Annotated in this window: 7 protein-coding genes; 1 reads left to right on the top strand and 6 read right to left on the bottom strand. The window is 49.5% G+C overall.

All coding sequences use genetic code 11. The features are described from left to right. Positions 1-141 precede the first annotated feature (141 nt). Together ABD852_RS22985 and ABD852_RS22980 are read right to left on the bottom strand one after the other, a co-directional pair. Positions 142-861 carry a hypothetical protein gene (locus tag ABD852_RS22985; RefSeq protein ID WP_345033153.1) on the bottom strand — a complete coding sequence of 240 codons (720 nt, stop codon included), beginning with the start codon at positions 859-861 and terminating at the stop codon, positions 142-144. A gap of 51 nt (positions 862-912) precedes the next feature. After that, positions 913-1,635, bottom strand: coding sequence for an RluA family pseudouridine synthase (locus ABD852_RS22980; RefSeq protein ID WP_345033151.1), 723 nt, complete (start codon positions 1,633-1,635; stop codon positions 913-915). Positions 1,636-1,754: 119 nt separating this feature from the next. On the opposite strand from ABD852_RS22980, the gene ABD852_RS22975 reads away from it, so the two are divergent. Further along, positions 1,755-2,489: an outer membrane beta-barrel protein gene (locus ABD852_RS22975; protein WP_345033149.1), complete on the top strand. Its 735-nt coding sequence runs from the start codon at positions 1,755-1,757 to the stop codon at positions 2,487-2,489. Here the strand turns inward: ABD852_RS22975 and ABD852_RS22970 are convergent. The 4 genes from ABD852_RS22970 to ABD852_RS22955 all read right to left on the bottom strand — a co-directional run bounded on the left by ABD852_RS22970 (position 2,473) and on the right by ABD852_RS22955 (position 5,933). Continuing rightward, on the bottom strand, positions 2,473-3,495 hold the full coding sequence (locus ABD852_RS22970) for a dipeptide epimerase (protein ID WP_345033147.1): 1,023 nt from the start codon (positions 3,493-3,495) through the stop codon (positions 2,473-2,475). The genes ABD852_RS22975 and ABD852_RS22970 overlap by 17 nt on opposite strands. 17 nt (positions 3,496-3,512) lie before the next feature. Then, positions 3,513-4,391 (bottom strand): NAD kinase, encoded by an 879-nt coding sequence (locus ABD852_RS22965; protein ID WP_345033145.1) that lies wholly within the window; start codon positions 4,389-4,391, stop codon positions 3,513-3,515. A gap of 3 nt (positions 4,392-4,394) precedes the next feature. After that, positions 4,395-5,039: a CBS domain-containing protein gene (locus tag ABD852_RS22960; protein ID WP_345033144.1), complete on the bottom strand. Its 645-nt coding sequence runs from the start codon at positions 5,037-5,039 to the stop codon at positions 4,395-4,397. Between the two features lie 114 nt (positions 5,040-5,153). Continuing rightward, positions 5,154-5,933 (bottom strand): alpha/beta fold hydrolase, encoded by a 780-nt coding sequence (locus ABD852_RS22955; RefSeq protein WP_345033142.1) that lies wholly within the window; start codon positions 5,931-5,933, stop codon positions 5,154-5,156. Positions 5,934-6,000 lie beyond the last annotated feature (67 nt).

The following is a 6,000-nucleotide window of genomic DNA, read 5'->3' as shown; positions in this document are numbered from 1 at the left end:
AAGCAGAGATGAATGCAGCTAAAAAATAAAAATAACAGAAATATCAGCTTATAAAATTGCTTTTCAACATAGAAGGGCACGGAGCACACAAAGAGTTCTCTGTGTCCTTTGTGCTCTCCGTGGTAAAAAAAACTTTGTATGCTAACGCCGAGGTTGATAGGATACGCCTCTTCTGCGCATTTCGTCACGGATGTAACGCGCTTTGTTCCCATTCTTCGCGGCTTTCACGAACCCTGCAGGCCCCAGGATCAACCCGCTCAATGTTCCTCCGATCATGAGAAAGCCCGCTGTTCTCACGGCTTTCTCGTTTGTATAATAAGTATTTCCGAAAGAATCTGTTTCAGTGTTGGCTACCGCAATAATAGTCCCGATCAGGTTTACCCCTATTTGTAAAATCGTACCCGTCCAACCTTTTGCCTTCCCGGCCCTGGAAGCAGCCCGATAAAGATGATATTTGTTTTCCAACTGGTCGGAAGGCAAAGCCTGTATGCCCGATTCAAATTCATTCTTCGGCGGTATCGCCTCATAAAGCGGCACACCAGCCGGCCGGGCAGGATAGGATGCCGCACGTGCCTTGTCATAGAAACTATCCACCGTGACGGTAAACGTCAGCGTTTCCCCGTTACTCAGCTTCGCAGACAATAATTCTGATTTCTCGATTCCGAAAATGGCTCCGTCCGGGTCATCCTTTTTTCGGTATAGAATCTCATCAGGCTTGATTTCAACAATCTTAACCTCCATTATGGTTCCGTCCTTTTTTACAAGAAGATCGTAAGCGGACTCCTGCGCAAAAGCGGTGAGGTTCACCAGTAATAAAGTAAAAATCAAGACAAGCGTTGCTGGATAAGAAGAGGGTTTCATAGGTTTATGTATTTGTTTCAACATAAAAAAAGTATAGCTGAAAAACACAGCCTAAACGCCATATTTGTTCAGTAAATTTACCAGAACGGCAAAATCTTTGGGATAAGGCGCCACGACCTCCACGTCGCTGTCGTTCATCAGACCGAAACTCAGCGAGTATGCGTGCAACGCCACCCTTTGCATGATAGGCAGCTCTTCGGTAAACTTCTTGAGATTAAATTTCCTTTTCAGTTCCGACAGGTAAACCGGCTTCCCCCCGTATTGCTCGTCGTTGACGATAGGTGCTTTCAGACAGGACAAGTGAACCCGGATCTGGTGCATACGCCCGGTAATAGGGATACATTCTACGAGTGTATAGCCACGGTATGTCTTCAGGCTGTTGAAGATTGTCTCGGCAGGTTTACCTTTCTCCCTGTCAATCTTTACCGCCGTACCATTTTTCAGGGGGTGAATGGGAAGATAAACAGAAATGCTATCCAGGTCATGGATTCCGACCGTTACCGCGTGATATCTTTTCGTTACTTCCCTGTTTTCGAATTGCATCGCCAGATGCCGGTAGGCTTCCGGCGATTTCGCGAAAGCGAGCGCACCCGAAGTCTCCTTGTCAAGCCGGTGTGCGGCCTGCAAATTACTGTTATATTCTTTGGCCAGGCGAAGCAAACTCTGCCCCCTGTCAGCAGTTCGTTCATCAAGTGTGGCCAGGCCGGGCGGTTTGTTTACCACCAGGAAATCGTCATCCTGAAACAGGATGATATCTTCAAAATTGACCTTCATTTCCTATAAAATTCAAAGGCAGTTTCAATAAGTGGTGCAAATAGCGCATTTTTAGAATTAAATACATAAATTGCCCCGCTAATTTGTAAGCTGCCTACGGACATATCCGTGAATAATAAATGGAATACCAGCTTTTTTTGCTAGCATCCGGCTTTGTTCGTTTCAGCAGCCGTTTTGTATTTTTTCTGCTCGTCCTGTCGGGACTGCTTATCTCCAATGCCGCAAATGCCCAAACTTCTTATTGGGCCGTATCTGCTGATATAGGGACTTCTCTTCAAAAGGCAAAAGACGATACTTTAACCCGGCAAGGATTATTACTGCCCAGCTATGGCGCCTCCCTAGCATTTGGCAAGGTTCTAAGCCAGGGGCTTGATCTGAAAGTGGGTTTGGGTTACCGGTCAAGAGGCGGGGTAACCAAGGTCGATGCCGTAATAAGCGCTAACGACGAGACGACGCTGGGTTCCTACAAGATTCGTTCGCGGGACCATTTTCTGACCAACGACCTCTCTTTCCAGTTCAATTCCAGTTATTGGAGAGTTTTGGACCTCCTGCCTTTCGCTTCGTTGGGTTTGCGGAACGATCTGTATCTTTTCTCAAATACAAAAACCATCAGCAAGGATTCTTATTTCAAACCGGAAGAATCCGGCCAGACCTGGCACCGGAACAGGCACTACCGCCCTTTTGTGGTAGGCCTGGTGGGAACTATTGGTGTCAGGTTAGAAGAAGACTGGCGTGTAGGCCTGGAATACTATCACCAGATATTCGGTTCCTATCAGATTCCTGCTTTGGTCAGGGCCAACTATTCTCAGCTTCTGACACGGTCCCTGCAGGTCAGTGTCACCTACCGGTTTTAAGTGCAGCACCGATACCGCTCCGGTTACTGAGCACAAAGCGCCCGTCTTTATCAAATTCAACGCCCGTGGCCGGGTCATTGGCGATCAGCAGATTACCGTCCATGTCTACATAGTCGAGCAAGGGCAGCAACTGACCAATGGCCGCAATCCCTATGCTGCTCTCGGTCATACAGCCTACCATCGTTTTCAACCCGAGCTCCCGTGCTTTCTGAATCATCCGGCGGGCCGGAGTAAGGCCACCACACTTGGTAAGCTTGATGTTGATACCATGGAACAGGCCCCGGCAACGTTCCACGTCCGATTCGACGATACAGCTTTCATCGGCAATTACGGGTAATAAGGACTGCGTAAACACCTCCTTCATGCCCGCGACGTCCGCGGCAGGCAATGGCTGTTCGATAAATTCAACTCCCAGCGCTTTCAGCGGCCCGCTGTTGGCTATCGCTTCCTCGGCCGACCAGGCGCAGTTGGCGTCAATCCTGAACGGGGACGATGTATGCCGGCGCAGCTCTCTCACGATGTCGAGATCGTGCGACGTACCTAACTTAATCTTATAGAGCGGCCAGGGAAACTCTTTCAGCTTGGCCACCATTTTGTCGATTGTATCGATACCAATCGTATAGTTGGTTGCCGGAACGGTTCCGGTTTCAAGTCCCCATTGCCGGTAAAGCGGAAGTCCCTGCTTGCGGGCAAAAAGATCGTGAGCAGCATTGTCCAATGCACATTGGGCAAAAGGGTTGTCTTTCAATAGCGGATGCACCCGATCCCATAATTCTTCGGGGCTCCCCCAGGTATAATGCTCCACCTGTTCCCTCACACGCTCAAGCGCTTCGGTCATCCCCGCCATCGTTATCCCGTAGTAAGGGTTCGTGGTAGCTTCACCGAAGCCGGTTAACCCGTCGTCACTCAGCTCCACGATCAGGGTCGGCTGCACATCCCGGGAGTCATGGGCGATGGTAAAAGTATGCTTCAGCTGAAGCTGGAATGAATGATAACGCAGGCGCATAGGCCGGAGAGTAAAAATTAGTTCCGCATGTCAAGCCCCCAGGACAATTTGCTCCGGAGGGTGTCAAAAAAATTATCCTGGCGCATTTTCACAAGCCTCGCCACAAAACTGGCTTTTCTGACTTTCAGTTGCGTGGATTCGTCCACAATACTGGAACGGGAGTCGAGGGAAAGCAGGAAATTATTGCTTCTGCTTTTTACTTCGAAGCTAAGCACCGCGCTGTCTTCCACCACCAGAGGCCGCACATTCAGATTATGCGGGCTCACCGGCGTCACGATCAGGCTTTTGGAATTCGGCACCAGAACCGGTCCGCCGCAGCTGAGCGAATAACCGGTCGATCCGGTAGGGGTTGAGACAATGAGCCCATCTGCCCAGTAGGAATTCAGGAATTCACCGTTGAGATAGGAATGAACCGTTATCATCGATGACGTATCGGTTTTCGTAATGGCCAGGTCGTTGAGGGCGAAATTAACCCCGCCGAAAATTTCCATGTTATTGGCCTCTACTTCAAGGATAGAGCGTGTTTCAATGCGGTAGTCACCGGTTTCCAAAGCGAGAATCATGTCTTTGATCCGCTCGGGGGGGACCGTCGCGAGGAAACCGAGCCGCCCTACATTGACACCTATGACCGGTATCTGGCGCGCGCCGATCAGCGCAACTGTTTCCAGTAAAGTTCCATCTCCTCCCAGGCTAACCACCAGGCGGGCTCCGTTCAGGTCTGCAGGACTGCCAAACGTTGTAGTATTCGAAAGCCGGATATTAGCCGCATTTAGAATGGCTTCGAAACCGCCGGAAATCCATACGTCTATCTTCCGGAGGGCCATTTCATCAAACATCCCTTGAATAAAAGGCCTTGCGGCCTCGGCAAAGGGCTTGCCATGGACTACAACTTTCATGAATTAGGTAGCGAGATAACGCATCAACATATCCAACCGCTCCTGGTCAACACTTGTAACAGGCTCATTGGCATGTACTTCACTCACTACATAACCGAACCGCTCAAAAGTTGCCAGTATTGGTCCTACGTTGACCTGGTTCAACCGGATCGTCAGTTCACTGTTCCCGGTTGTATCGTATGGATAGCTGCTTGAATAATGACTTGTGATAATTTTCGCCCCGTTGGATTCTACCAATCTGCTGATCTCGCTAAGGGAGTAGTCGTGCGGTTTTACATTCAGTACGATAATGGCGCCACGATCACCGGCGGCGACCATTTCTGCTACCTTTTCATACAGTTCCGCAACGGGGACAGCGCCCAGGTAGGCGCCGCTTTTATTTAACACCGCCACAACCTTCAGTTCGTGCTGAATAACCAGGTCAACCACCTCCCAGAGGTGCTGATCCTCGCCTGCAAAAATATGGCTGTGTTCCAAAGGAAAATCCGAGAGGGCTCGCCCTGTCAATCCCGGTTCTGACAGCAAGGGGAGGGAAACAAGTCCCAGGTACCTTTCGCTATCAACCACAGGGAGCTGTGCTATTTCACTTTCTTCCATCCATTCAAGCGCTTCCGCAACGAGAAAGGAGGGTTTCAGAGTTGGCAGCATTGGGTCGATTAATACGGATGCGATCATGTGCCATCGGTTATTTCTGAGGGAAATCTATGAAAAAACTCACAACAGATCAAACATCCGCTGCGATAGTTTTGGCACGGCTCCGGATCAGGCTTGCTCCTTCTCCAAAACGGCCTGCTTCTGGAGCCATTCTTCCAGGATGCGGTTGAACGCCTCGGGATGTTCCATCATGGGCGCATGTGCGCACTTGTCGATAAATTTCAGTTCAGAGTTCTCGATCAGGCGGTGAAACTCTTCACCTACGTGGGGAGGAGTGATCGGATCGTTCAACCCCCACACCAGCAGGGTGGGCGCTTTGATCACGTGGAGGTCTTTCGCCAGGTTATGCCGCTGGGCCGACTTAGCAATCCCGACGATGCTCATACATTTGGGAATGCTTTTGGTCACTTCAAATACTTCGTCGATCAGCGATTCTGTAGCTACTTTAGGATCGTAAAAAGTGTAGGCAACACGTTCTGCTATATAATCCCGGTTGCCTCTTTTGGGGAAGGATCCGCCCATCCCGTTTTCAAACAATCCCGAGCTGCCGGTCAGAACCAGCCGTTTTACCATTTCCGGATGCTTGAGAATATATAGCAAGCCAATATGCCCGCCGAGCGAATTACCCAGCAGCGTAAAGTCCTTCAGGTTCTTAACCGCAATAAATTCCTCCAGGAAAGCCAGCAAGGTATCCAGGCTGGCCTTTCTGATAGGCAGATCATAAATAGGCAGATTAGGGATAATTACCTTATAATTCGCTCTGAAGCCTTCAATGACGCCCTCCCAATTGCTGAGAGCTCCAAATAAACCATGAAGAAGCAGAAGTGTTTCGCCTTCCCCTTCCTCGATATAAGTGAACTTTCCTTCCTGATGTATCTGATAGTCCATTACACAAGCTTTAGTTGATACTGACTGAGCCGGCCAATGAAAGGTACCAACTTCAAATATTTATACT

It is taken from the genome of Ravibacter arvi (assembly GCF_039540405.1).
GTDB classification, from domain to species: Bacteria; Bacteroidota; Bacteroidia; order Cytophagales; family Spirosomataceae; genus Ravibacter; species Ravibacter arvi.
Note: the sequence above shows the minus strand (reverse complement) of the source record. Positions and strands in the feature narration are given on the sequence as shown.